Raw genomic sequence first — 25131 nt, forward strand, 5'->3', positions numbered from 1 at the left:
TTCAGTCCTGCATGGCCGTACCGCGGATGTGCCGGTGCGGCGCCTTTCCGACAGGGAGGGGCTGAGGAAGCACCTCCCGGGCACGGGCACCTGTCACAGACACGCGCCCGCGGGCAAAAGGCGCGTTGCATGACCGACACGAGTTTCTCCGGGACCGAGCAATGGGTCGTCTGGAACGGCTCTCTGGGCGTGCTCGACATGGTCACCATCGGCCGTGTGGAGGCGGACGCTGCGGGGCGGCAGGCGTGGCTCGATGCACCCTATGGCGTGGTCGGGCCCTTCAGCCTGGACGAACTGGAGGAGACGGGCCGCATCGCCTTCGGCGCCTGCTTCGTCATGTCCCGGAAGCGCTGGCAGGAGGATCAGGTCGAGCTGCGCAGCGCCGCGCAGAAGGCCCGCCGCGCGCTCATGGCCATGTTTGACGGGGAGGACGACAGCGCGCACCGCGAGGCCCTGGGCCTGCCGCCCGACGGCCGGCTGGACGCCGCCGAGATCAACGCGGCCTTCCGCCGCCGCGCCAAGACCGCCCATCCCGATGCGGGCGGCAGCGATGCGCACTACCGCCGTATCGCCGAGGCCCGCGACGCGCTGCTGGAGATGCTGGTGGACGCGTGAGGCGCTGCTGGACCTGCAAGCGGGCGCCATGATGGTCAAGGCTTGCGCCATCGCCTATGGTGCCGCCCCGTTTCCAGCCTGATCGTGCCTCAGTGAGCTTCGCCGCAGTCCTCCAAGCCACCCTTGATCTGATTGAGGAAGTCGACGCCGTCGCGCGTCCGGCCGATGCTGTCGTCTCCGACTTCTTCCGCACCCGGCGTGATATTCCGGCGGTGCAGCGCGGCCCGATTTCGGAGCTGCTGTATATCCTGCTGCGGCATCACGCCCGGCTCGGCTGGTGGCTCAAGCGGCACGGACGGCCGGATACGCCCCGCAACCGGCTGCTGGCCTGGCTGGTGCTCGGCGGCGGCAAGACGCGGGATCAGGTGCAGGCGCTGTTCTCCGGCGCCAAGTTCGCGCCGGCCCCGCTCACCGATCCGGAGCGCGCGCTGCTGGTCAAGCTGCAGGGCGCGCGGATCGACCATCCCTCCATGCCGGAGGATGTGCGCTACGAATGCCCTGAATGGTGCGCGGAGGGGCTGCATTGCCGGTTCGGGGAGGACTTCCCCCATGAGATGGCGGCGATGCTGACGCCGGCGCCGCTCGACCTGCGCGTCAATCCGATCAAGGCTGACCGCGCGGAGATACTGGCCGCCCTGCGTGCCCTCGGCCTGCCGGCCGAGCTGTCGCTCCTCTCGCCCTATGGCATCCGCGTCAGCGAGCGCCCGGCGCTCAACCGCCTGCCCATGCTGAAGACCGGCGAGGTGGAGATCCAGGACGAGGGCTCCCAGATGGTGGCCGTCGTGGTGGATGCCAAGCCCGGCGAGCGGGTGGTGGATTTCTGCGCCGGGGCGGGTGGCAAGACGCTGGCCATCGCCGCGCAGATGAAAAACAAGGGCCACGTCATCGCCTGCGACGTGCTGGAGAACCGCCTGAAGCGCGCCGCCGAGCGGTTCCGCCGCGCCGGCCTCCACAATATCGAGACGCGCCCGCTCGCCAGCGAGACCGACCGCTGGGTGAAGCGCCACAAGGGCGGCTTCGACCGGGTGCTAGTGGATGCGCCGTGCAGCGGCACCGGCACATGGCGGCGCAATCCCGACGCGCGCTGGCGGGTGCTCGGGCCGGGGCTGGACGCGCTGCTGCCGCTGCAGGCCCGCATCCTCGCCAGCGCGGCGCGGCTGGTGAAGCCGGGCGGACGGCTGGTCTATGCCACCTGCTCCCTGCTCGCCGAGGAGAATGAGGAGCAGGTCGCCGCCTTCCTCGCGGCGCACCCCGCCTTCCGGGTCGTTCCCCTGAGCGAGGTGGCGCCGCAGATCCAAGGTTCGGCGCATCCCGACTATCTGGCGCTCACGCCCGCGCGGCACGACACGGACGGCTTTTTCGCCGCCGTGCTTCAGCGCGAGGCGGCTGCGGCCGAGACGGACTCAGACCCCGAATAGGCCGCCCTACTTCTTGCGCAGCGGCACGCCCTTGGTGGTGAAACGCTGCGCCCCGGCGGGGGTGGGCCGCACCGGGCGGCGGGTGCCGGCGGCCTTGCCGGTGCCGGGCGGCTGGTGCGCGGGGATGAGCTGGTCGGGGCGCGGGCCGATGAGGTCGGCGCGGCCCATGGCCTTGAGGGCATCGCGCAGCAGCGGCCAGTTATCCGGGTCGTGGTAGCGCAGGAAGGCCTTGTGCAGCCGCCGCTGGCGCAGCCCCGTGACGGTCGCCACCCGGTCGCTGCCGCCCCGCCGCACGGCGCGCAGCGGATTGACGCCGGTGTGGTACATGGCTGTGGCGGTCGCCATGGGTGAGGGCAGGAAGGTCTGCACCTGGTCGGCGCGATAGCGGTTTTTCTTGAGCCAGAGCGCGAGGTTCATCATGTCCTCGTCGGTCGTGCCCGGATGCGCGGCGATGAAATAGGGGATGAGGTAGTATTTCTTCCCCGCCTGCTTCACCGCGGCGTCGAACATCTCCTTGAAGCGGTCATAGGTACCGATGCCCGGCTTCATCATCTTGTCGAGCGGCCCGCGCTCGGTATGCTCCGGGGCGATCTTCAGGTAGCCGCCCACATGGTGCGTCACCAGCTCCTTGATGTATTCCGGGCTCTCCACGGCGAGGTCGTAGCGCACGCCGGAGGCGACCATCACCTTCTTCACCCCCTCCACTTCGCGCACCTTGCGATAGAGGCGGATGAGGTCGTCGTGGGAGGTGTTGAGGTTCGGGCAGATGCCGGGGAAGACGCAGGACGGGCGCCGGCAGGCCGCCTCGATCTTCGGATCCTTGCAGGCCATGCGGTACATGTTGGCGGTGGGGCCGCCGATGTCGGAGATGACGCCGGTGAAGCCCGGGGTCTTGTCGCGGATCAGCTCGATCTCGCGCAGGATCGAGCCCTCCGAGCGGTTCTGGATGATGCGGCCCTCATGCTCGGTGATGGAGCAGAAGGTGCAGCCGCCGAAGCAGCCGCGCATGATCGTCACCGAGAAGCGGATCATGTCCCACGCCGGGATCTTCGCATCCCCATAGGAGGGATGCGGCGCGCGGGCGTAGGGCAGGTCGTAGACCGCGTCCATTTCCTGCGTGGTGAGCGGAATGGGCGGCGGGTTCAGCCACAGGTCGCGGTCGCCATGGCGCTGCACGAGGGGGCGGGCATTGCCGGGGTTGCTCTCCCGGTGCAGCACGCGGGAGGCGCGGGCATAGGCTTCCTTGTCCACCTCCACCTGCTCGTAGGCCGGCAGGCGGATGACCACATCGCCGGGATGGCGCGCGGCGCCCTCGTCCGAGGCGTCGAGGTCGTCGGCGTGGAGTTCGGTGTAGTTCTCGGGCACGCGGCGGAACAGGGCCACGCCGCGCACGTCGTCGATGTCGCGCGGGGCGTCGCCGGCCGCGATGCGGTTGGCGACTTCCACCACGGCGCGCTCGGCATTGCCGTAGATGAGCAGGTCCGCCTTGGCATCGGCCAGGATGGAGCGGCGCACCTTGTCGGACCAGTAGTCGTAATGGGCGATCCGGCGCAGCGAGGCCTCGATGCCGCCGAGGATGATCGGCACGTCCTTGTACGCCTCGCGGCAGCGCTGCGTGTAGACGATGGTGCAGCGGTCCGGCCGCTTTCCGCCCTCGCCGCCGGCGGTATAGGCGTCGTCATGGCGCAGCCGGCGGTCCGCCGTGTAGCGGTTGACCATGGAATCGAGGTTGCCGCCGGTCACGCCGAAGAACAGGCGCGGCTTGCCCAGCGCCTTGAACGGCTCCGCCGACTGCCAGTCCGGCTGGGAGATGATGCCGACGCGAAAGCCCTGCGCCTCCAGAAGCCGGCCGATGATGGCCATGCCGAAGCTTGGATGATCGACATAGGCATCGCCCGTCACCAGAACGATGTCGCACTGATCCCAGCCGAGCGCCGTCATCTCGGCGCGGCTCATGGGCAGGAAGGGGGCCGGCCGGCTGGCCGGGGCGGGCCAAGGCAGGAAAGGCAACGGCGTTACGGGGCAGACCTGTGTGTCCATGGGTGACGAATAGGGATCAAAAGCGGCAAATTCAACCGATCCCGGCCCATGCCGGAACACATCTTCTCGTGCGGGGACCCTTCCCGTGCAAAGCCGGCTTGCGAAGGCGAAAGGTGCGCGGGGCGGCTGGCCGGTCTAGGTTGGCGGCAACGTTTCACAGCCCAGAAGTGTCTGCCTTGAAGAAGATCGGCTTTCTCTCGTTCGGCCACTGGACGCCCTCGTCCCAGTCGCAGACCCGCTCGGCGGCGGATGCGCTGCTGCAATCCATCGAGCTCGCGGTGGCGGCGGAGGAGCTGGGCGCGGACGGCGCCTATTTCCGCGTCCACCACTTCGCCCGCCAGCTCGCCGCCCCGTTCCCGCTTCTGGCGGCGGTGGGCGCGCGCACCAAGCGCATCGAGATCGGTACCGCCGTCATCGACATGCGCTACGAGAACCCGCTCTACATGGCGGAGGACGCCGGCGCGGCCGATCTCATCGCCGGCGGGCGGCTTCAGCTCGGCATCAGCCGGGGCTCGCCGGAGCAGGTGATCGATGGCTGGCGGTATTTCGGCTACGGCCCGCCGGAAGGCCAGACCGCCGCCGACATGGCCCGTCGCCATGCCGAGGTGTTCCTGGAGGTGCTGAAGGGCGAGGGCTTCGCTGAGCCCAATCCCCGGCCCATGTTTCCCAACCCGCCCGGCAAGCTGCGGCTGGAGCCGCACTCGCAGGGCCTGCGCGAGCGCATCTGGTGGGGCGCCAGCTCCAACGCAACGGCGGTTTGGGCCGCCAAGCTCGGGCTGAACCTGCAAAGCTCCACCCTGAAGGACGATGAGACGGGCGAGCCCTTCCATGTCCAGCAGGCCGCGCAGATCCGCGCCTATCGCGCCGCCTGGGCCGAGGCGGGCCACGCCCGCACCCCGCGCGTCTCGGTGAGCCGCTCCATCTTCGCGCTCGTGGACGACCGCGACCGCGCCTATTTCGGCCGGGGCGGCAAGGAGGAGGATTCCATCGGCTTCATCGATGAGAAGACCCGCGCCATCTTCGGCCGCAGCTACGCCGCCGAGCCGGACGCCCTCATCAAGCAACTCGCCGAGGACGAGGCCATCGCCGAGGCCGACACGCTGCTGCTCACCGTGCCGAACCAGCTGGGCGTCGACTACAACGCCCATGTCATCGAGGCCATCCTGACCCATGTCGCGCCAGCCCTGGGCTGGCGCTGAGGCGGGACATGATCGGCTTGCAGGGCCATGGCCCTGCAAGCTATCAGCCGCTGCAGAGGCGCATCCAGTGCCGGTGCTCGCGCGGGATGCGGCCGGCCTCGCAGGCGCGCCGCGCCTCGCCGTCGAGCGCCATGAAGCACGACTTGCCCTCGCGCAGATGCTGGCACCAGCCGCGATCCGCGGCGTCGTTGAACGACATGAAGCATGATTTCCCTTCGACATAGGCCTGGCAGAAGCCACGGTCCGGGCCGTCGAAGGTCATGAAGCAGGACTTTTTCTTGGAGCAGATCTCCGGCACCGGCTGAGCCTGGGCGGAAACCCCGCCCAGCGCCGCGAGAAGCACCAGAAGTCCGATAAGCCGTTTCATTGCGTCCACCATTCGTGGGTGTTGTTGGCTCCGGCCGGGATATCAGGCCTTGTGGCGGATCTTACCATTCATCATGGTCAGCTCGACCTTCGCCTTGTGGATGTCGCGCGGATCGCCCTCGAGGATGTTGCGGTCGAGCACGATCAGGTCGGCGAACTTGCCGACCTCCAGCGATCCGATCCTGTCGTCCATGCGGAGCTGGTAGGCGGCGCCCATTGTGTTGGCGTGAATGGCCTCGGCCACCGTCAGCCGCTCGTCGGCCGGCACAAGCACGGCGGCGTCCGCCTTGCCGATCAACCGGCGAGTCACGCCCACCTCGATGGAATCGAGCGGCTTGTAGGTGGAGAAATAGCCCGCCGCCGGCCAGTCGGTGCCGAACGATACGCGCCCGCCCTGGTTCAGGATGGTCTTGGTGCGGTACAGCTTGCTGGCGCGCGGCTGCCCGTAACGCGCGAGCATGTTGATCATCGTGTCCGGATCGGCCGACGACCAGTTGGCGGAGAACTGCGCCGTCACGTTCATCTTGGCGAAGCGCGGGGCGTCGCTGTCCTCCACATAGACCAGATGGGCGATGGCATTGCGGCGGTCGCGCTTGGGATTGGTGGCGATCGCCTTCTCCATGCCGTCGAGCGCCACGCGGGCCGTGCGCTCGCCACAGGCATGGACGTGGACGTCGTAGCCGGCCGCGTCCACCGCCCCGATGAGCTGGTGCCACTGGGCCTCGGTGAAGGGCGAGGCTCCGATGGAGTTGGGCATGTCGGCATAGGGCTCGATCAGCCACGCGGTGTAACCGCCCTGCGAGCCGTCACCGACGATCTTCACGATGTCCACGTGCACCAGCTCGCTCGACACCCGGCTACGGACGTCCTTGAACTGTTCGACCACGTCGTCGATGGGCAGGCTTTTCACCGAATAGGAGGCCGATACCCGGAACGGCAGGGCATCGCGCTTCTCTGCGTCCACATAGATGTTGATGACGGCGCCCTGGTCGGAGCCAATGGGTGGCACGCCGGCGTCGAACAGCGAGGTGATGCCGGCCGCTGCGGCCTTGGGCAGCCAGCGATCCAGCAGCTTGCCCAGGTTGGCGGCGGTGATCGGCTCGACCGCATTGACGAGGGCGAGCACGGCGTTGACTTCGAGAACATAGCCGGTGGGCTCGCCCTTCTCGTCGCGGGCGTAATAGCTGAAGCGCGGGATGGGGTCCGGCGTGTCGCGGGTCACTCCGGCCATCTCCAGCGCCTTCGAGTTCACCCACAGGCTGTGGCCGTCGATGGCGAAGAAGAAGGCCGGCCGGTCGGGCAGGATGCGGTCGAGCTCGGCGCGGGTCGGGCCCTCCGGCGGGAACATGTCGACCCGCCAGCCGAAGCCGCGAATGGGGCCGGTGGGATTTTCCTTGGCATATTGCTCGATGGCGGCGAGGGCATCCTTCATGGTCGGCAACTGGAGGTCGATGCCGGAGGTCAGGAAGGCGCCGAGCAGGGGATGGGTGTGCCCCTCCACGAAGCCCGGCATGAGCAGGCGGCCCTTGAGGTCGATCACCTGCGTCTTCGGCCCGGCGAGCGCCATGGCCCCGGCCTCGTCGCCCACATGGATGATGGTCTTGCCGCGCACCGCGACCGCCTTCGCCCAGGGCTGCGCGCCGGAGACGGTGTAGACCGGCCCGTTGCGGAACACGAAATCGGCCGGGCCGGTCGCCGCCGCGGCGGGCTGCGACCCCTGCGCGCGCACCTCGGTCGCGCGGAAGACCGGCGCCATGGCTGCCGCCGCCGTCATGGCCATGCCGGCGCCCAGCACGGAGCGGCGGTTGAGGCCGCTCGCCCGGCCGAAAGCCTCGAAATGGGGTGCCCATTCACACGCGATACACACTGCCGTCCCCTCCCGTGAGCGGCGATGTGCTGATTGCGCGTGCGTGAAAGCAACGCAAATCACTCGCCTTCCGAAAGGGTAGCGCGATCCTGTGACGGTAAAAACGACTTCTTTCGTGAATTTCGGCAACCGCTGCCCGCCGCCCCGGCTGCGCCCTTGACGCAGGTGAAGGCGCACCCAAATCAACATTGCCGGCCGCAAGGCCGGAACAGACATCGCACCATGCGTGCGAGGTGCTTGTACCCATGTTGCTCGAAGGAGGATGTGGCTATGAGAACCACGCGAGGCGAGCGGCCGCAGGCGCCGCCGTCCCTTCAGTCGAAAGCCGCTCTGGTCCATCCGGACCAGGTGCTCGATCACCCGTCCATGAATGATGAGGAAAAGCGGGCGCTGCTGTCGTCCTGGGCATCGGACCGCCACGCGGTCGAGAATGCGCCGGCGCTCCGGCGTCTCGACAGCGGCGCGGTTGTTTCCATCGACGACATCCTGGCCGCGCTGGCGGCGCTTCCCGCCGCGCCTCCCCAATGCGGACAGGGCGGGAGCTGGACCGCCGTCGAGCGCCGTCAGAAGCCGTTCTCGCCCCCGTGGCGCAAGGCGCGGTCACGCCCCAATGGAGAGCCGCCCCCGCGCGGCGGCGGTCGGGCCGCCCTGCGGCTGGCTCCGGTGAATGACGTGAATGCATGAAGCGGCGCGGCGCTGGTTCGATCCGGCGCCGCGCCCGCCGAGAATCAGCCCATCGGGGGCGTCATAGCCGGCACAACGGCGACCACCTCCAGCTGATGGCGCCGCCCGTCCCGGGCTGTCCAGGAGATGGACTGGTTTTCGGACAGGCCGATCAGCGCCGCGCCGACGGGGGTCATCACCGAGACCTTGCCGTCGGCGATATCCGCGTCCTCGGGATAGACCAGCCGGACGGTGCGGGTCGTGCCCCCCGACCGGTAAGTGACGGTGGTGCCCATCTGCACCGAGTTCGGCGGCGCGCGGTCGGGGGCCACGAGCCGGGCGCGATCCAGCTCCGAGAGCAGTTCCTCCGCCACGTCCGGAATGGTGTCGAGGGCAGCGGTGGCGAGGCTGGTGAGGCGGTCGTGGTCGGCGCGATTGAGGATGAGCGCCGGCAGGCGCTCCCGGCGGGATTGTTTCGTCATGTGGTCGATCTTTCGCACGAGCGCGCACTGCGGCGGCTGTCGGTGCAGCGGCCGCTCGCATAAGGCGCGATGGGATGGCGGATTTGCGCGATCGGCGGCCGCCGCCTCGGGTCCGGGCACGGCATCGCATCACCCCGGCATCCGGGGCGCAAACGCCGGACGCGGGGCTACGCTCCTGCGATAGGGCAGGGGCGGCAGTGAATGTATCGGGCGCCGTTCATGCGCCCATGAGGCCCCCGACCTTCCCTTATGTCAAGTCGGTCGGCGCGGTGCGCTGATGGGGCGGGAGGGCGAGATGTGGGCCATTCGCCGCGTCATTCGGCCAGCCGCGTGGCCGCCGTGAAAAGATGAGCCCTGCCGTCCGAGCGTGGACGGCAGGGTACATGGTTCAGTTGGCCTTTTTCTCGCCTCGCGCGGCAATCACCGCCGGGCAGGCGCTTTCGGACAAGGGGCGGAAGGCCTCGTCGCCGGGCAGGGTGGCGACCAGCTTGTAGAGGTCCCACTCGCCCTTGGAGGCCTCGGGAGACTTCACCTCGAAGACGTAGAAATCATGCACCATGCGCCCGTCCTCACGGAGCTTGGCATTGCGCACCACGTCGTCCTTGATCGGCAGCTCGCCCATCTTCTTCACGACGGTCTGCGCATCATCGCTCTTCGTCGCCGCCACAGACTTCAGATAGTGCAGGACGGAGGAATAGACGCCGGCGTGAATGGCGGACGGGATCTTGCCATTCTGCGCCTTGAAGCGCTCCGAGAAGGCGCGGGTGCCGTCGTCGAGGTCCCAGTAGAAGCCTTCCGAGAGCAGCGTGCCCTGCGCCACCGGCAGGCCGACGCTCTTCACGTCCAGCGCAGTGAGGAAGAAGGCGACCAGCTTCTGCTTCGAGGTGGTGATGCCGAACTCGCGGGCGGTCTTGATGCCCGTCACCGTATCGTTGCCGGCATTGGCGAGGGCGATGATGTCCGCGCCCGAGCCCTGCGCCGTCAGAAGCGGCGAGGAAAGGTCCACCGCCGGGAAGGGATGGCGCACGGAGCCGAGCACCTTGCCGCCCTTCTTGCCCACCACGGTCTTGGCGTCGGCCTCCAACTGCTGGCCGAGGGCGTAGTCCGCCGTCACCAGGTACCAGGACGTGCCGGGCTGGGTGAGGCGGTTGGCGATGCCGGCCACCTGCACGTAGGTGTCCCACATCCATTGCACCACGTGGCCGGGCTGGCACGCATCGCCGGTGAGGCGGGCGGTGCCGCCGGGGAAGAGCGCGACGCGGTTCTTCTCCTTCACCAGCGGCGCGATGGCGAGCTGGATGGAGGCGTTGGACATGTCGGCGAGGACGTCCACGCCATCCTGATCGATCCACTTGCGCGCGGTGGCGGAGGCGATGTCCGCCTTGTTCTGGTGATCGGCGGAGACCATCTCGATCTTCATGCCGGCGCACTCGGCCTTCAGGCAGTCGTCGATGGCCATCTGCGCGGCGATCAGCGAGCCTTTCCCGGTGATGTCCGAATAAACGCCGGACATGTCGGTGAGCACGCCCACCTTCACCGTGCCCCCGGAGATTTCTGCCGCCGCCGGAGCTGCGGCGAGTCCCGCCGCCAGGGCCAAGGCGAGGGGGCCGAATTTCGCTGTCATGGATGTCCTCCCGGTCATTCTTGTCATTGGTCGGCGCTCACCAGTGGACCATGGGCAGGCCCGCCACCGGTGAACGGAAAAAGGGAATGCGGGCGCCGCGCAGACTGCCCACATAGACGGTCCGAAGGTCCGGGCCGCCGAAGGTGACGCTCGCGAACCAGGGGGCGATGGTGCCGCCGCAGGCGAGCATCAGCTCCGGCGTCACGACGTCCTTCTCCAGCGCCGCCATCAGCGCCTTGCCGGCGGCGCTGCCGCGGTCGTCATCGAGGATGATGCGCAGGTCGCCGTCCGGGGTGATGGCGAAGATGCGGTCCGTCATCACATGGGTGCCCCAGAGGTTGCCATGCGCGTCGAAGGCGATGCCGTCGATGAAAGCGCCGTGGTCCGAGGGGCCGAAGGTCTCGCGGTCGGTGAGGTCGCCATTGGGCAGCGCCCTGAGGCGCGTCACCCGCTTGCCGCCCGTCTCGACAACGTAGAGCCATTCCTCCTTGGCGTCGAAGCGGATCTCGTTGGTGAAGCAGAAGCCGTCCGCGACGATGCGCAGATGGCCGTTCTCGTAAAGCGCCACATAGCCGTCCGAGACGTTCGGGCTCATCGCCTGCATCCAGTTCTTGATGCGGGTGGAGATGGTGAGCCAGATGCGGTCACGGCTGTCGCGCAGCACGAAATTGACCTTGCCGATGGGTGTGCCGTCGATGGTGTCGGCGAGCACGCGGGATTGTCCGTCGCGGGTCATGATTTCCAGCCGGTCGGTACCGAAATTGGAGATCAGGATGTCCCCATTGCGGGCGAAGGCGAGGCCGTTCGGCAGGGTGCCGGCGACGAAGCGGGTCTCCTCATCGGTGGCGGAGGCGAAGTGCGTCGCCTCGCTCTGCGCGATCAGCGTCTGGGTGCCGTCCGGGCGGATGTGGACGACCCCGCCACGGGCATCCGCGCTCCACAGCGATCCGTCGCGCTCGGCGAGGATGCATTCGGGACGCTGCAAGTTCTCGCCCACATAGGCGATGGCGGCGGGGTCGACCTCGAAGCCGTCGATGGGGTTGGGCGCTGCCATGGCGTTCCTCAGTCTGTCAGAAGCTCACCTTATCGGCGCCCTTCAGCCCTAGGGTGGTGCGGGCCTCGTCCGGGGTGGCGATCTCGTGGCCCAGCTCTTCCAGAATACGCCGGATCTTCGCCACCTGCTCGGCATTGGAGGAGGCGAGCTTGCCGCGGCCGATGAACAGGCTGTCCTCCAGCCCCACCCGCACATTGCCGCCCAGCATGGCCGCCTGCGTGGCGAACGGCATCTGGTGGCGACCGGCGGCCAGCACCGAGAAGTAATAATCCTTGCCGAACAGCTTGTCGGCGGTGCGCTTCATGAACATCAGATTGTCCATGTCCGGCCCGATGCCGCCGAGAATGCCGAAGATGAACTGCAGGAACACCGGCGGCTTGAACCAGCCCTGGTCGAGGCAGTGGGCAAGATTGTAGAGGTGGCCCACGTCGTAGCATTCATGCTCGAACTTGGTGCCGTGCTCCTCGCCCAGCATCTTGTAGATGCGCTCGATGTCGCCAAACGTATTGCGGAAGATGAAGTCCTTCGTGCCGGTGAGGTAGGGTTCCTCCCAGTCGTGCTTCCAGTTGGAATAGCGCTTCGCCAGCGGGTGCAGCGCGAAGTTCATGGAGCCCATGTTCAGCGAGCACATCTCGGGCGCGGCGATCAGCGGCGCGGCAAGGCGGTCCTCCACGGTCATGTTCAGGCCGCCGCCGGTGGTGATGTTGATGACCGCGTCGGTCGCCTGCTTGATGCGCGGCAGAAACTCCATGAACACGGCGGGATCGGGCGTCGGGCGCCCATCCTTCGGATCGCGGGCGTGCAGGTGCAGGATGGCGGCGCCGGCGTCGGCCGCTGCGATGGCCTGCTCGGCGATCTCGTTGGGCGTGATGGGCAGCGCGTCGGACATGGTGGGCGTGTGAATGCCGCCCGTCACCGCGCAGGTGATGATGACCTTGCTCAAGACGTGTCTCCGCAAAAATGCGTTCAATCGGGAAGGATGGCGACGGCGCGCGTCCAGCCGGCGGAGGCGGCGCGCACCTTCACCGGGAAGCAGCTGATGGTGAAGCCGGTGGAGGGCAGCGCCTCAAGATTGTGGAGCTTCTCGATCTGGCAATAGCCCTTCTCGCGGCCGGCCTTGTGGCCTTCCCAGATGAGGGAGGCATCGCCCGTCTCGGCAAAGCGGCGGGCGGTGAAGGAGAAGGGCGCGTCCCAGCTCCAGCCGTCCGTGCCGACCACGCGAACGCCTTGATTTACAAGGTGGAGCGTGGCGTCGCGGCCGAAGCCGCAGCCCTTGTCGATGTAATCGGCCTGACCATAGGCGATGCCGGCGGAGGTGTTCGCCACCACGATGTCGAGGGGGCTCAGCCTATGGCCGATGCGCGCCAGTTCCGCGTCGATCTCCGCCGGCGTCACCACATGGCCGTCGGGCAGATGGCGGAAGTCCAGCTTCACGCCGGGGCGGAAGCACCAGTCGAGCGGGATCTCGTCAATGGTGATGGCGCGGGCGCCGCCGTCCATGGTGGGGTGATAGTGCCACGGCGCATCCACATGGGTGCCGTTGTGGGTGGAGATGTGGGCGGTCTCCACCGCCCAGCCCATGCCCTCGGGAAGCTGCTCGGGCGTGAGGCCGGGGAAGGCGGCGCACAAGGTGGCGGCGGTTTCGGTGTGGACTGAATAGTCGATGCGGACCCGCTGGAAGGGTGGGTCGGCGGGCACGTCGTTTTCCAGCGGAATGGAGATGTCGACGAATTTCGGCACGGCGTCCCATCCTCCCCGGCCCGTCAGGCGGGCTTCGATTTTTGGCATTTTGAACAGTCGTACAAGTTATTGTACGTACGTTCAAGATGCATATGAATGCGAGGGCACCGATGGCGCAGATCCTCACACCGCGACTGGTGCGAATGCAATGGCAGCGCTAGAAGAGGCCATGGAGACGACGAAGAAGACCGCGCCGGTCCGGCGCTCGGCTGCTCCGGCGGCGCGCCGGAAGGCGCCGCGCCGCTCACCCGTGGCACCCGAGGAGATTCAGCGTCCCGACCGGCGGCAGGACATCCTCGACAGCGCGGAATTCCTCTTCGCCGAGCGGGGCTATGCCGCCGTTTCCGTGCGCGACATCGCCGCCCGCGCGGGGGTTCCCGTGGCGCTGGTGAGCTATTATTTCGGCCGCAAGCCGGAGCTGCTGGCGACCGTGTTCGCGCATCGGCAGGCCAATCTGGATGAGCGCATTTCCCGCATCCGGGAAATCGGCGCGCGCGGGCCGGGCCCTGGCCGCGTGGAAGAGATCGTGGCCGCCTGGGCGGAGCCGGTGGTGCGGCTGACCGGCTCGGCGAGCGGCGACAGCTTTTCCCTTCTCGTCGCCCGCACGGCCTGGGACCCGGGGCCGGAGGCGACGGAGATCATCGGGCGCTTCTACGATCCGCTGGTGCATGCCTTCCTGGAGGCCATGTCGGTGGCGCTGCCGGATTGCCCTGCGGACAAGCTGCTCTGGGCCTACGAATATGCGGTCGGCGCGCTGCTGATGTACGTCGCCGACAAGCGCATCGAGCGTCTGTCGAACGGCCGGGCAACGGCCGGAGACCCGGCGCGGTTCGACGATTTCGTTCGCTTCGTCACCGCCGGCCTCACGGCCATGTGCCGCTGAAGGCGGGCCGGGGGGCTCCGCAAGGCTGCGCAAGGGTTCCGCGCTTCAGGCGCCATCGGCGATGGGTTCAAGCCACCTCACGACCGGAAAAGCGCTCGCCGGGTGATGGCGCGGCGCGATCGATGGCAGCGGCGATCATCGTTGGCTGGAGCAGCCTCTGGCGCGACTTCCGGGCGGAGATCACGGGATGTGGCGGTACAACAAGCGTTTGCAACGCTTTGGAATGGTGCTGCGAGAGAGGATTGAAGGTCCTGCTTCGTCTGCCGAAACCCCAGTGCTCAAAGGGTTGTCGCGAGTTTGTTCCAGTCCGTTGGTGCAATGGCTTGTAGCAGATTCGGCGATTGCCGTCGCATCACCATTGCGCCTACCGGCGGCCTCACCACCTCGTGAGGGGACGTTCATGGTCGTGTTTCCCGCGACGTGTTCAACAAACTTGAAAGCCGTTGAGCATGGAGTATGTTCAACGTAAACGGATTTTGTTGAACATGGCCATCTCCCGGCATTCCACCATTGCCCACGCCGCCTATCTCGATCTTATCCGCTCTCTGGAAGACGAGGTGGTCTCGGACATCCGCGGCACGCCCACGAGGGTCCAGCGGGGGGAGCGGACCTATTGGTACGACACCTACCGGGTCGGTTCCGAGGTCATGAAGAGATACATCGGCGAGGACAGCGAGGAATTGCGGGGCCGCCTTGAACGTCTGAGCGAACTGCGAGGGGATGCCGATGAGCGCAGGAGGCAGCGGTCGCGGCTGATCCGCATCCTGCGCGCGGAGCGGTTCATGAGCGTCGATCCGGGGACAGGCAGCCTCCTTGCGAGCATGGAAAAGGCGGGCGTGTTTCGTCTCGGCGGGACCATCGTGGGCACCCATGCCTTCAGGCTCTACGAAGGGGAGCTGGGTGTAACCTACGGGTTCGAGGACACGGCGATGACCGATGATCTGGACATCGCGAGCTTCGAGCGTCTGTCGCTGGCGCTGGCGGATACCATATCTCCAACCCTCCAGCAGGTACTTTCCGATTTTTCGTTCGAACCCGTTCCTAAGCTGGAGCCCGAGAAGGTCTGGCGCTGGCGGCAGACGAGAAGCAACCTGCTCGTCGAGTTTTTGACCCCCTCTTTCGAGGAAGAGGAGGGGCTGAGGCCGCTTGCCGCCTTGGGAGTCTACGCCCAGTCGCTGCACTATCTGAACTATCTGGTCGCAGAGCCCATCAATGCTGCGGTTCCTTATCGTTCTGGGGTCCTCGTGCGAATTCCGCGTCCGGAGCGCTTCGCGATCCACAAGCTCATCGTCGCGGATCGTCGCCAGACGGGGCCGGACTGCCTCAAATCCGTGAAGGATCGTCGTCAGGCGGCTTTCCTGATTCAGATCCTCGCCGAGGATCGACCCGACGATCTCGCAGACGCCTACGAGGTCGCAATGAGGAACGGCCCGAATTGGCGGAAGCGGTTGGAGGCGAGCCTCAGTCGCGAGCCGGAAATCTCGGAGATCCTGACCGGGCTGGGCAGATAAGGACCGCTGTGGTCTTCCACTCCTTCCGGCACACGTTCGAGGACGCGGCACAGCGCTCCGACCTGCCCGGCGGCGTGATCGCGGCTCTTGGCGGATGGGATGTCCCCGGCGGGTGGGGCGCGATGGATGGCTATGGTCGGGCGAAGTTCGCTGTGAAGCTGGCTGCCGAAGTCGAGAAAATCGACTTTGAGGGCGTGCGTTTGTGAATGGCGTGCCGTCCGCGATGCGCCAGACCTTGCCAAATGCGCGTCTGAACGTCCGGTAGGGGGCCGGAAGTTGACGGACGGCTTTTGGAGAGCGAGTTTAAGAAAGCAGACTTTCGCTCACGTTCGATCAAAGTCGCGGTTCGAATCTTCTCTGCCGGGCCGCGAGCGACTTGGAAGAGAACTATCTGTTCGTCACAGCCCTCTCACTCCCACTCCCTGAGCAGCGTCGAGAGATCGACGGAGACACGTTCTGGGCGATAGGGAGGGAGACCTTTCGGCACGCGGCGAACGAGGTGCGCGACTTCCTCACTTCGTGACCGGAGGGGATCCGGCCACGAAGCGCTGATAACTGTTGGGCGGATTCAGCCGGCGAGGCGGAAGGCGATCACCGGCAGGTCTTCCATCTTCAGCGTCTCCGCCTTCACCGGCACGGGCCCCCGCTCGAACAGGGCGTGCAGGGACTCCGGCCGGGCCTCGACGCCAAGGATGATGGCCTGCACGATCGGCCCTTCCCGGAGCCGGAGATGGCCGTAGACATAGGGGGCGATCGTCTCGAAGCGGGGATGGCAGGCGGGCGTGATGTTGTGCGTCGCGTAGAGCAGCGTCGCCTCGCCGCTCAACTCGACGCCCTCGACCTCCCAGCTGCCGCAATGCTCGCAGCACCCGGTCGGCGGGAAGGTCAGCTTGCCGCAGGAGCGGCAACTCACCGCCCGGAACACGTTCTGCCCCAGTCCTTCGTAGTACCAGCGAATGGCGCTTGGCTGCTCGGCGACATCCTGCATGTCACAGTCCTCCCAGAACGACCACGGTGCCGATCATGGCGTAGCCGTGGGTGTGGATGACGGAAATCTCCGGCGGGCTCGGTATCTGCCGGGCACCGGCCTTGCCGCGCATCTGCAGCACTGCCTCATAGGTATCGCTGCCGGCGCTGGCGCCCCAGGCATGACCGAAGGCATGGCGGCCGCCATGGGTCGACATCGGCCGGTCGCCGTCGAAGCGCAGCCGCCCGCTACGTGCCGCGTCGAGCCCGCCGCCCGGCGGCAGGTAGCCGATCGTCTCCGCCGTGCACAGGCCGGAGATGTGCGAGCAGTCATGGGTGTGGAGATAGTCGATATCCGCCGGTCCGATAGCGGCCATGCCGAAGGCGGCATCGATGGCCCGCCGGTCGAATTCCCAATGGGTGGGATCCTCGCCATACCAGGGCAGATCGCTATAGCTGATGCCGAAGCCCTTGAACTCCACCGGCTGCGACTTGCCGCCCCTGGCGAGATCCGCGCGGGTCAGCACCATGGCGGAGGCGCCGTCGGCGGTGGTCACGAGGCTGAGCAGACGCGATGGCCAGGCGACGAACGGGTTATGCTCGTCCGAGCGCCAGTAATCGAAGGCATCGGTGAAGCCCTTGTCCGCCGCCCGGTCTTCCAGCGTCTCCTGAATGTTGGCCTTCGGGTTCAGCGAGCCGTGCAGCCGCCGCGTGCGGCAGAGCTCGAACATGCCCCGGTCGTAGTCCTCGATGGAGATTCCGTATTTGCGGCAGTAGCCCAGCGCGACGAGCCCGTTATAGGTCGAGAAAATGTCGTAGCCCTGCGGTACGCCGTAGGCCTGGTTGACCGCCATGTCGGTCCACAGCCATGTCTGCTGATGGGAAATGGGCTCGCGCTCATAAGGGCTGAAGCCCTTGACCTTGGTCCGGGTCGTCTCCAGCCCGTAGACCAGCACGGTGTCATAGACGCCGGCGGCGATCGACATGGCCGCCAGCGAGGCGCCCACATTGGTGGTCGAGCACTGGGCCTCGAAGTGAACGCCAGCCTTGAACTGGGTGCCGGTCCATTTCGCCAGTTGCGAATAGGTGCCCGGCACCTGCGAACTGTGCACCATGGCGTTGCCGGCGAAAACCGCATCGACATCCTGACCGGTGAGCCCGGCGTCGTCCAGCGCCTCCTTGACCGCGCGGGCGGTGAGTTCCTGGAGGCTCAGGCCCTTGAGTTCCGGTGTCTCCAGCAGGTCGCCGAACCGCGAACAGCCGACGCCGGAAATGGCCACACGTTCCCTAAGCTTGCTTTCCCTCATGGCGGAGGTCCTTTCATTCACTCCGGTGGGCGCACCCCGGAGGGGGAGCGGCGAGCTGTCGGGGAAATCGGCCGCACCGTGCTCTGCGCCGCTCCTGCAGCCCGCCGGAATGGGACACCCTTCGCCCCGGCTCGGTGTTGATGGGGATCAACGGATGCGGATAATTCTGTCCCTGGCCGCTCACGAGCCGGCAGTGCGCGCGCCGGACGGGAAGCGCGCCGGTTTCGCGACCACTTCCTCGTCACTCACCTCGCTGAAATCGCGGTAGAAGCCGCCGATCGCCTCGAACGGTTCCGGCACCATTACGCACTTCGGGCTCGCTTCGACTGGTTGAACTATTATACAATGCCAGCTGAATGAATGTCAGCTTTCGAGGCCATAGCAATGGCCCGCGAATGACCTCAATGGGGTCGATAGCTGCCGGGCCGCTTCCATAGTTCGCCAAATGCCGCTTCAGCATCGGCCTGAGCCAATATGACCTAAGCGACTTCGAGCGGCGCGTGATCGTGACGTTGCTGCCCCTTGACGTTGCCCCTCCTGGCTAATCCAGTTTGAAGTTCGTTCTGGCCCATTGAGAGGACCAGAACATGAGGGGCAGCCGCTTCACGGAAGAGCAGATCATCGGGATCCTGAAGGAGCACGAGGCCGGGGTGCCGGTCTCGGACCTGTGTCGCAAGCACGGGGTCAGTGACGCCAGCATCTACAAGTGGAAGGCGCGTTTCGGCGGGATGGACGTATCGGAGGCCAAGCGGCTGCGGGCGCTCGAGGATGAGAACGCCAAGCTCAAGCGCATGCTCGCCGACGCCATGCTGGACAACGTCGCGCTGAACCGCTCATGCTGGCTTCGTTCTCGACGCTCTCGAGCAGGCTGTGCACGAACGGCGAGCGAAAGCCACGTCACGCTCGAATGGCGCGACTGCAAGGATTACCCCACCTTCACACGACCCGTCACTCAGGTCGCCCCCAGCCACCCGGAGTGCAAGGTAGCTGCCTGAGGCCGAAAGACGGTGAATACGAAGAAAGGGGCGGCTTCGGCCGCCCCTTTCTTTTGTCCTGTCTGATTTCAATCATTGGGCCCGAATGCAACCTTGATCAGCTCGGCCAAGGGCGCGAACCCGTCCGCCGGTCGCAACAGGCGGAGCGGAGTGTCCCTACGCCCTGTGCTTGGGCTTTGCCGTCGATGCGCGCACAGGCTTCCGGTTCGGGAGCTTGAACCACGGCACGCCGGGCCACGCAGATTTATGGGCCACCGCCTAGGATTTGGGTCCCGGCGCGGATCGGCGCGGGTCACTTGGTGTCGCGGATCGCGTCAATCGTCTTCTGCCCAAAGCGCTTGGCGAATTCGGCATAGGCCGGTTCGAGAAGGGCGACGAACGGAGCCTTGTCCACCTCGTTGATCTCCATGCCTGAACTGCGCAGCGTCTGGACGCCGGTCGCCTCCAGCTTCTCCACCTCGGCGCGCTGGGCGCTGATCGCCTTGGCGACGCCCGCCTGGATGATCTTCTTGTCCTCTGCGCTGAGCTTGTTCCACGTGGTCGGCGCCATCAGGATGGCGGTGGGTGCGTACACATGGCCGGTCAGGGCGAGGTATTTTTGCACCTGGAAGAACTTTGCGGTGATGATGTTCGACAGCGGGTTTTCCTCGCCGTCGACCACGCCCTGCTGGAGCGCAGCGTAAAGCTCAGGCCAGGCGATCGGCGTCGGGCGCGCGCCGAGCTGGCTGAACGCCCGGACGTGAATCGGGTTTTCCATCGTGCGGATCGACATTCCGGAAATGTCGGTGGGCGCCTTCACCACCCGCTTGTTGTTGGTGAGATGACGAAAGCCGTTTTCGCCGTAGCCGAGGCCGACGAGGTTCTGCCCCGCGAACTTCTTGAGAATGTCCTGTCCAACGGGGCCATCGACAACCGCGCGGGCATGGGCGGTGTCGCGGAACAGGAAGGGAATGTCGAACACCAGAACCTCCGGCACGAAATTGCCGACCACCGAGGTGCTGGTCATCGCCATGTCGATGGTGCCGAGCTGCACGCTCTCGACGATTTCCCGCTCGCCGCCGAGGGAGCCGCCGGGAAAGATGTCGACCTTGATACGGCCGTCGGAATCCTTCTCAACTGACTGCTTGAACGCTGTCGCCGCCACGCCGAAGTGGCTGCCCACGGGATTGACAAAGGCATATTTCAGTTTGGTCGTCTGCGCATCCGCCGAGGTCGCGACGAAGGCGAGCAGGGCGGCGCCGATAAACCAGTTCTTCATCAAAAGTCTCCGGGTTGACGGTGTCGGGGGGACGGAGGTCGGGTTGCTCGGTGAAGGAGAAGCGATGCTCCGCGTTCAGGCCACGCGGTAGCGCTCGACAATGTCGAGGTCGGGCTCGATGCCGAGACCGGGCGCACGCGGCACGGGCAGGCGGCCGTTCACGGGCAAGGTGGCGCCGCCGTAGATCTCGGCCTCGAAGTCGCAGTACAACCGCTCCAGCATCGGCACGGAGCGCTGCGCGCCACAGATGTGCAGCGTCGCCACCTGGCCAGGGCCGAACAGGGCGCAGTGCGGCACGAACTCGATGGCGCTGGCCTCGCAGAACGCGGCGATCTTCATCAGCTCGCTCACGCCACCGGTCTTGGCCACATCGGGCTGCGCGATGTCGATGGCGCCGGCGTCGACCATGGCGACGAAGTCATGCAGCGAACCGGCATTCTCGCCGGCAGCGATGCGGTGCCGGCGCGACTGCCGGACCCGGGCAAGTCCGCGATAATTGTCCGGCGGCCAGATCGGCTCTTCCAGCCACATCAGCCCAAGGCCGGCGAGGCGGGCATCCATGGCCAAGGCCTCAGCGACCGACCACGGGCAGTTGACGTCGAGCATGACCTGCGCGTCCGTCCCGGCGGCCTCGCAGGCGGCGGCGATCTCGGGATAGGTGGTCTCGTGCAGCTTGATGTAGCGGTAGCCCTCGTCGATGGCGCGACGGGTGGCGCGGGCCACGCCCTCCTGCGTGCCGTAGCGCAGCAGGCTCGCATAGACCTCTACGTCATCCGCGAAGGTGCCGCCGAGCAGGTCGACCAGCGGTCGGCCGGCCGCCTTTCCGGCGATGTCCCAAAGGGCGATGTCGATGGCCGAGATGCCGTACATGGTCGGGCCCACCCGCCCGAAATTCTGCATGCCGAATTCCAGCTTGAACTTGATGCGCGAGATGGCGGCCGCATCCTCGCCAAGGATCAGCGGGAACAGGCGCGTCTCGATCAGGGCACGCAGCGAGACGTCCTCGTTGCGCGAGAACGCTTCCCCCCAGCCGACCTGCCCCGTGTCGGTCTCCAGCCGCACGAACAGCGTGTCGAAATTGTTGCGCGGCGCGCTGGTGAAGGCCCAGACCGGTGTGGCATCGCTCTGGAACGGTACCGAGGCGAGAAGACACTCCGCCTTGACAATGCGGCCGGCCGCGCTTTGCGAGGGACGGTCGAGCTTCAGGGTTGGGGCGAGATTCACGTCAGTCTCCGTTGAAAGGCAGCAGCGTCACCGCGCGCCGAGAAGGTCCGGGAGGGCGAGGGTCACGGCGGGAATGAGGGTGATGAGAACCAGCACGACCAGTTGCAGGGCGAGGATCGGGTAGATCTCGCGGTTGAGCTCCGACATCCTGACCTTGGCCACCATGCCGGTGACCGCCAGCAGGCTGCCCACCGGCGGCGTGATCATGCCGAGGTTGAGATTGATGATGACCACGATGGCGAAATGGGTCGGATCGATGCCGAGGGCGGCGGCCATGGGGGCGAGGATGGGCGCCAGCACCAGCACGCCGGGAAGCGGTTCGATGAAGATGCCGAAGATCAGCAGGAAGACGTTGACCGCCAGCAGGAAGGCGAGCTTGGACAGGCCGAGCGAGCCGATCCAGTCGGTCATCATCTGCGGCACCTGGGCGAAGGTGAGCAGCCAGGCGAAGGCCATGGAGGCGGAGATGATCAGCAGCACGGCCGCCGTCATGAACGCCGAGCGGGCCAGGATGTCCGGGATCATCGACCAGTTGAGCGTGCGGTAGACGAACATCCCGCACACGAGGGCGTAGAACACCGCGATGACGGAGGCCTCCGTCGGGGTGAACGCGCCGCTGTGCACGCCGACGACGATGAGCAGGGGCAGCATCAGCGCCGGAATGGCACGCCAGCTGGCGGCGAGGCCCTGCCGCCAGGTCGGGGGCACGCCGTCGTCGCGGAAGTTGCGGCGCCGGCTGACGTAGCCGTTGTAGCCGAGCAGCGCGCCGGAAATGAGCAACCCCGGCAGGACGCCGGCTACGAACAGCCGCGGGACCGAGACGGCGTCATCCTGCAGGGCATACAGTATCATGATGATGGAGGGCGGGATGATGGGCCCCACGAGCGAGGCGCTGGCGGTGAGCGCCGCCGCATAGGGCAGCGGATATCCCGAGCGGCCCATCATGCGGATGAGCAGGGCACCGGGCCCGGCCGCGTCAGCGACCGCCGAGCCGCTGATCCCGGAGAAGAAAGTGATGGTGAGGACGTTCGTATAGCCGAGGCCGCCGCGCTTATCGCCGACAAAAAGCGAGGCGAAGCGAAGCAGAACTTCCGCCAGCGAACCGCTCGACATCAATTCCGCGGCCAGCAGGAAGAAGGGGATCGCCATCAGCGGAAAGCTGTCGAGGCCGGCGATCATCTTCTGCGCGACGATGATCGCCGTCAGGTCGCCGGCATGGGTGGCTGTCAGGGTTGCCAGCACCAGCGCGAAGCCGATGGGCACCCCGATGACCAGCAGGCCGCTCAGCGCGGCAAACATGACGACCGAGATCATGACGCGGCCGCCTTCTGAGGATCGAGGTCTTCGGAGGATTCAAACGCGCCCTGCCGGACGAAGCCGACGGCAATCATCGCCAGGTGCCAGAGGGTCAGGGTGAAGCCGACCGGCGCGGCCAGCGCGACGACCGCGAAGGGGACACCGAGAACCGGCGTCGTCTGGTTCCACGAGCGCCCGACATAGGACCAGCCGGCATAGGCGACCCATATACATGTGGCGCCGACCAGAACGACCACCACCAGCCGCAGCAGCTTGCGCACGACGGGGGGAGCAAGCTCGGCCAGTGAATCCACAGCGACATGGCCGCCGACGCGCAGAACCGGGCCGATCCCGACAAGGGCGAGCCAGATCATGGCATAGCGGCTGAGCTCCTCCGCCCAGACCAGAGCGCCGATGGACAGGTAGCGGAGCATCACGCTGGTGAAGACCATGACCGCCATCGCGCCCAGGATCAGAATCATGAGCCACCGGTTGACGAAGAGAAGGGCGGCATCGGCCTGATGCACGCGGCGCCACCCTCCACCATCCGTGCCTTTGAAGGCGCTCTCAGTTCCCACGTCCGGCCTCTGAACTTATAGTTGATTGTCAACAATTGACGAATTTACACTCTTCGATATGAATTTGGTCAAGCTGATATTTGCGTCACTCAGGGACCGATAAATGAGCGGCATCACCTCGCTGGAGCCACCCAAGCGCCAGAGTCTCGACCGTGCGGCAGCGGACAGCCTGCGCCGAGCGATACTGACCGGCGCGATTGCCCCCGGCGCCCGGCTCACCGAAGCCCGTCTTGCCGAGCAGTTCATGCTCTCGCGGGGAACGGTCCGCGCGGCGTTGCAGCGCCTGGTGTCGGAAGGGCTGGTGATCCAGCGCCCCTATAGCGGCTGGGACGTGCTGACGTTGACGATTCAGGACGCCTGGGAGCTTTCCACTCTGCGCTCAAGCCTGGAGGCTCTTGCCGGGCGGCTCGTCGCCGACAAAATCAGCGATACGGGGCGCGCTGTTGTCATGGGCGCCTATGGGCAGCTGGCACAGGCCATCGAGAATGGTGGAGGCGAGGATCTGGTACAGGCCGACATGGACCTGCATCAGGCCATCGTCGGACTATCCGGCCATCGGCGATTGTGTGAGCAATACGCACTGATCGCCAACCAGCTTCGCCTCTACATCGCCTCGTCGAACAAGCTGGCGCAGACCATGGAGCGGGTACGCGAGCGTCATCTCGTGCTCATAGAGCCATTGCTTGCCGGAGATGCGGAGGCCGCGGAGGCGGCTTTCCGGGCCCATGCGATCCGCAGCGGCGAAGAAATCATCGAGCACTTGAAACTGTCAGCGACCAACTGAAGGTCGGGCCGGCGCCCCGGCGGGCATCCGTGGCCCATGGCGCCGTCTCGAACGGCGCTCTCCAGCCTGATCGGCTCAAGCGACTGTCTGACCCTCAGCTCCTGCAAATGCACCACCGACCGACGGATGCAGAGCGGCCCCCCTGACCTGAGCCCCATTTCTCCTCCGGTTCTGGCGAGAGTCCGCAGGTTGGTTTGTGGCCTCAGGCGGCCACGGTTTCCAGATTGATTGTTGCGGCGAACTCGGCTGGGGATCGCTGGCGCAGCGCCGAGTGAGGTCGGTTGAGGTTATAGTCCTCCTTCCATGAGCCGATGGTGGCGCGGGCCTGCGCCAGGTTCGAGAAGAGGGTCTCATTCAGGCACTCGTCCCGGAACCGGCCGTTGAAGCTCTCCACGAAGCCGTTCTGCATGGGCTTGCCCGGGGCGATATAGTGCCATTCGACGCCCGTCTGCTGGCACCATTTGAGCACCGCCATCGAGGTCAGCTCGGTGCCGTTGTCGGAGACGATGGACGAGGGCTGTCCCCGGATGGCCATTGGCCCATCCAGTTCACGCGTCACCCGAAGGCCCGACAGCGAAGTGTCCGCAACCAGCGCCAGGCACTCCCGGCTGAAGTCGTCCACGACGGCCAGCACACCTCGCCCGATAGCGGATGATCTGGCGGTGGGTGAGGGGCTTAGGGCCGGATCGTATCGCGTTCCATCGCGTCTCCAACTGGGCAAGCGCGATGCCGCGGCGGGACTTGGCGACGGCCGGATTGCGGATGCGCAGCGAGAACTTCACCTCCCGCCCCGGCCTGACCAGCGCGACGTGCTCCGGTTCTCCGGCTTCGGCAGGGAAGGCCAGGGCAATGGCCTGTCCCTTGGTCGCATCAACGATGTCCGCGGGGACTCGGGCGCGGAATGAGAGGAAGGAGGTGTCTCGGCGACGGACGGGGCGGGGCATGCGAAGGGCCATTGTGTGCCGCTCCTGTGTACCAGTGAGCGACCCGAAAATCCCTAATTTTCAACGATCTGAGGCCGGATAAGGCTTTGAGATGGTGCTGCGAGAGAGGATTGAACTCTCGACCTCTCCCTTACCAAGGGAGTGCTCTACCACTGAGCTACCGCAGCGTGCCGGCGGGCCGCATGGAAGCGGGGACCGCGGCGACGGGTGTGCCGTCGTCAGGAGCGCTCCTCTAGTACATGCGGCGCTGCGGTGCAAGGGGCCGGGTGCCGATGGCGGTGGATGACGCCACAAACGGACACGCCCGCGCAAACCCC

23 protein-coding genes, 1 tRNA gene and 2 pseudogenes are annotated in these 25131 nt (G+C 66.5%); 9 read left to right on the forward strand and 17 right to left on the reverse strand.

Annotation, left to right across the window (positions count from 1 at the left end; all coding sequences use genetic code 11):
- Nucleotides 1-129 precede the first annotated feature (129 nt).
- Together V5F63_RS08470 and V5F63_RS08475 are read left to right on the forward strand one after the other, a co-directional pair.
- Nucleotides 130-615, forward strand: a complete 486-nt coding sequence (locus V5F63_RS08470; protein WP_209488633.1) for a J domain-containing protein — start codon at nucleotides 130-132, stop codon at nucleotides 613-615.
- A gap of 92 nt (nucleotides 616-707) precedes the next feature.
- Nucleotides 708-2033 carry an RsmB/NOP family class I SAM-dependent RNA methyltransferase gene (locus tag V5F63_RS08475; protein ID WP_394102172.1) on the forward strand — a complete coding sequence of 442 codons (1326 nt, stop codon included), beginning with the start codon at nucleotides 708-710 and terminating at the stop codon, nucleotides 2031-2033.
- Between the two features lie 6 nt (nucleotides 2034-2039).
- Here the strand turns inward: V5F63_RS08475 and V5F63_RS08480 are convergent, their stop codons facing one another.
- Nucleotides 2040-3989 (reverse strand): YgiQ family radical SAM protein, encoded by a 1950-nt coding sequence (locus V5F63_RS08480; RefSeq protein ID WP_394102173.1) that lies wholly within the window; start codon nucleotides 3987-3989, stop codon nucleotides 2040-2042.
- A gap of 260 nt (nucleotides 3990-4249) precedes the next feature.
- Between V5F63_RS08480 and V5F63_RS08485 the strand changes: the two genes are divergently transcribed.
- Entirely contained in the window at nucleotides 4250-5272 is a 1023-nt protein-coding gene (locus tag V5F63_RS08485; protein ID WP_209488636.1) for an LLM class flavin-dependent oxidoreductase, read from the forward strand.
- Between the two features lie 43 nt (nucleotides 5273-5315).
- On the opposite strand, the gene V5F63_RS08490 is transcribed toward V5F63_RS08485, so the two are convergent.
- Nucleotides 5316-5639, reverse strand: a complete 324-nt coding sequence (locus tag V5F63_RS08490; RefSeq protein ID WP_394102174.1) for a hypothetical protein — start codon at nucleotides 5637-5639, stop codon at nucleotides 5316-5318.
- Between the two features lie 42 nt (nucleotides 5640-5681).
- On the reverse strand, nucleotides 5682-7505 hold the full coding sequence (locus V5F63_RS08495; protein ID WP_394102175.1) for an amidohydrolase: 1824 nt from the start codon (nucleotides 7503-7505) through the stop codon (nucleotides 5682-5684).
- Between the two features lie 270 nt (nucleotides 7506-7775).
- On the opposite strand from V5F63_RS08495, the gene V5F63_RS08500 reads away from it, so the two are divergent.
- The gene (locus V5F63_RS08500; protein WP_394102176.1) at nucleotides 7776-8189 is read left to right on the forward strand and encodes a hypothetical protein; all 414 of its coding nucleotides are present in this window, start codon (nucleotides 7776-7778) and stop codon (nucleotides 8187-8189) included.
- 44 nt (nucleotides 8190-8233) lie between these two features.
- Here V5F63_RS08500 and rnk read toward each other — a convergent pair whose 3' ends face one another.
- From rnk to V5F63_RS08525, 5 genes are all read right to left on the reverse strand, one after another.
- Nucleotides 8234-8650, reverse strand: a complete 417-nt coding sequence (gene rnk / locus V5F63_RS08505; protein WP_394102177.1) for a nucleoside diphosphate kinase regulator — start codon at nucleotides 8648-8650, stop codon at nucleotides 8234-8236.
- A gap of 388 nt (nucleotides 8651-9038) precedes the next feature.
- Entirely contained in the window at nucleotides 9039-10274 is a 1236-nt protein-coding gene (locus V5F63_RS08510) for an ABC transporter substrate-binding protein (protein WP_209488640.1), read from the reverse strand.
- A gap of 37 nt (nucleotides 10275-10311) precedes the next feature.
- Nucleotides 10312-11328: an SMP-30/gluconolactonase/LRE family protein gene (locus V5F63_RS08515; RefSeq protein ID WP_394102178.1), complete on the reverse strand. Its 1017-nt coding sequence runs from the start codon at nucleotides 11326-11328 to the stop codon at nucleotides 10312-10314.
- A 16-nt stretch (nucleotides 11329-11344) separates the two neighbouring features.
- On the reverse strand, nucleotides 11345-12271 hold the full coding sequence (gene kce / locus V5F63_RS08520) for a 3,5-dioxohexanoate:acetyl-CoA acetone transferase (protein WP_394102179.1): 927 nt from the start codon (nucleotides 12269-12271) through the stop codon (nucleotides 11345-11347).
- Nucleotides 12272-12294: 23 nt separating this feature from the next.
- Nucleotides 12295-13068 carry a cyclase family protein gene (locus V5F63_RS08525; protein ID WP_348634355.1) on the reverse strand — a complete coding sequence of 258 codons (774 nt, stop codon included), beginning with the start codon at nucleotides 13066-13068 and terminating at the stop codon, nucleotides 12295-12297.
- 169 nt (nucleotides 13069-13237) lie between these two features.
- Between V5F63_RS08525 and V5F63_RS08530 the strand changes: the two genes are divergently transcribed.
- From V5F63_RS08530 to V5F63_RS08540, 3 genes are all read left to right on the forward strand, one after another.
- Entirely contained in the window at nucleotides 13238-13951 is a 714-nt protein-coding gene (locus V5F63_RS08530; RefSeq protein WP_209488644.1) for a TetR/AcrR family transcriptional regulator, read from the forward strand.
- A gap of 485 nt (nucleotides 13952-14436) precedes the next feature.
- The gene (locus tag V5F63_RS08535) at nucleotides 14437-15462 is read left to right on the forward strand and encodes a GSU2403 family nucleotidyltransferase fold protein (protein ID WP_509210826.1); all 1026 of its coding nucleotides are present in this window, start codon (nucleotides 14437-14439) and stop codon (nucleotides 15460-15462) included.
- 8 nt (nucleotides 15463-15470) lie between these two features.
- Entirely contained in the window at nucleotides 15471-15668 is a 198-nt protein-coding gene (locus V5F63_RS08540) for a hypothetical protein (RefSeq protein ID WP_394102181.1), read from the forward strand.
- Between the two features lie 362 nt (nucleotides 15669-16030).
- On the opposite strand, the gene V5F63_RS08545 is transcribed toward V5F63_RS08540, so the two are convergent.
- The 3 genes from V5F63_RS08545 to V5F63_RS08555 all read right to left on the reverse strand — a co-directional run bounded on the left by V5F63_RS08545 (nucleotide 16031) and on the right by V5F63_RS08555 (nucleotide 18038).
- Nucleotides 16031-16450, reverse strand: a complete 420-nt coding sequence (locus V5F63_RS08545; protein ID WP_394102182.1) for a Zn-ribbon domain-containing OB-fold protein — start codon at nucleotides 16448-16450, stop codon at nucleotides 16031-16033.
- A gap of 1 nt (nucleotide 16451) precedes the next feature.
- On the reverse strand, nucleotides 16452-17735 hold the full coding sequence (locus V5F63_RS08550; protein ID WP_394031434.1) for a thiolase family protein: 1284 nt from the start codon (nucleotides 17733-17735) through the stop codon (nucleotides 16452-16454).
- Nucleotides 17736-17915: 180 nt separating this feature from the next.
- Nucleotides 17916-18038 (reverse strand): hypothetical protein, encoded by a 123-nt coding sequence (locus V5F63_RS08555; RefSeq protein WP_394031432.1) that lies wholly within the window; start codon nucleotides 18036-18038, stop codon nucleotides 17916-17918.
- Between the two features lie 284 nt (nucleotides 18039-18322).
- Here V5F63_RS08555 and V5F63_RS08560 point away from each other — a divergent pair.
- A pseudogene (locus V5F63_RS08560) lies at nucleotides 18323-18562 on the forward strand (transposase); the annotation flags it as partial.
- 460 nt (nucleotides 18563-19022) lie between these two features.
- Here V5F63_RS08560 and V5F63_RS08565 read toward each other — a convergent pair.
- From V5F63_RS08565 to V5F63_RS08580, 4 genes are all read right to left on the reverse strand, one after another.
- Complete coding sequence (locus V5F63_RS08565) at nucleotides 19023-19988, reverse strand: TRAP transporter substrate-binding protein (protein ID WP_394031709.1); 966 nt, start codon at nucleotides 19986-19988, stop codon at nucleotides 19023-19025.
- 75 nt (nucleotides 19989-20063) lie between these two features.
- Nucleotides 20064-21212 carry a mandelate racemase/muconate lactonizing enzyme family protein gene (locus V5F63_RS08570; RefSeq protein ID WP_394102183.1) on the reverse strand — a complete coding sequence of 383 codons (1149 nt, stop codon included), beginning with the start codon at nucleotides 21210-21212 and terminating at the stop codon, nucleotides 20064-20066.
- Between the two features lie 27 nt (nucleotides 21213-21239).
- Nucleotides 21240-22526 carry a TRAP transporter large permease gene (locus V5F63_RS08575; RefSeq protein WP_394102184.1) on the reverse strand — a complete coding sequence of 429 codons (1287 nt, stop codon included), beginning with the start codon at nucleotides 22524-22526 and terminating at the stop codon, nucleotides 21240-21242.
- On the reverse strand, nucleotides 22523-23035 hold the full coding sequence (locus V5F63_RS08580; RefSeq protein ID WP_394102185.1) for a TRAP transporter small permease: 513 nt from the start codon (nucleotides 23033-23035) through the stop codon (nucleotides 22523-22525). Before V5F63_RS08580 ends, V5F63_RS08575 begins: the two co-directional genes overlap by 4 nt.
- Before the next feature lie 154 nt (nucleotides 23036-23189).
- On the opposite strand from V5F63_RS08580, the gene V5F63_RS08585 reads away from it, so the two are divergent.
- Nucleotides 23190-23870: a GntR family transcriptional regulator gene (locus V5F63_RS08585; RefSeq protein ID WP_394031715.1), complete on the forward strand. Its 681-nt coding sequence runs from the start codon at nucleotides 23190-23192 to the stop codon at nucleotides 23868-23870.
- 202 nt (nucleotides 23871-24072) lie between these two features.
- Here the strand turns inward: V5F63_RS08585 and V5F63_RS08590 are convergent.
- Nucleotides 24073-24504 (reverse strand): annotated as a pseudogene (locus tag V5F63_RS08590) (integrase core domain-containing protein); the annotation flags it as partial.
- A gap of 402 nt (nucleotides 24505-24906) precedes the next feature.
- A tRNA-Thr gene (locus tag V5F63_RS08595) sits at nucleotides 24907-24981 on the reverse strand.
- Nucleotides 24982-25131 lie beyond the last annotated feature (150 nt).

It is taken from the genome of Xanthobacter wiegelii, assembly GCF_043193855.2.
Taxonomy (GTDB): domain Bacteria; phylum Pseudomonadota; class Alphaproteobacteria; order Rhizobiales; family Xanthobacteraceae; genus Xanthobacter; species Xanthobacter flavus_A.